Raw genomic sequence first — 273 nt, 5'->3', positions numbered from 1 at the left:
CACTAAATGGTGTCTCCCTTTCACAAATGTTTACACTTCAATTATAAATGGTAGGATCATTGGTTTTTTTCTTGTTTGTGTAAATAAATATTGTCCAACGGTTCTTTTTATATGCTTTTTAATTGTTCCCCATTCATTTTTGCTTGTGTCAGGCAGTTCGTTTACGGTTTTACTAATTAGATTATTTATATCATCAAGTAGTTTTTCAGACTCCTTCATATAAACAAAACCTCTCGAAATTGTGTCAGGTTTAGAAACAAGTTCTTTCTTATA

General features: G+C 30.4%; 1 pseudogene. It reads right to left on the bottom strand.

The window, feature by feature from the left end:
* Positions 1–30: 30 nt before the first annotated feature.
* Positions 31–273, bottom strand: a pseudogene (locus AOA59_RS32165) (ribonuclease J); the annotation flags it as partial.

The organism is Pseudomonas sp. 2822-15 (assembly GCF_002742515.1).
In the GTDB taxonomy this organism is placed as follows: Bacteria; Pseudomonadota; Gammaproteobacteria; order Pseudomonadales; family Pseudomonadaceae; genus Aquipseudomonas; species Aquipseudomonas salomonii.
This window is presented reverse-complemented; position numbering and strand designations above follow the sequence as displayed.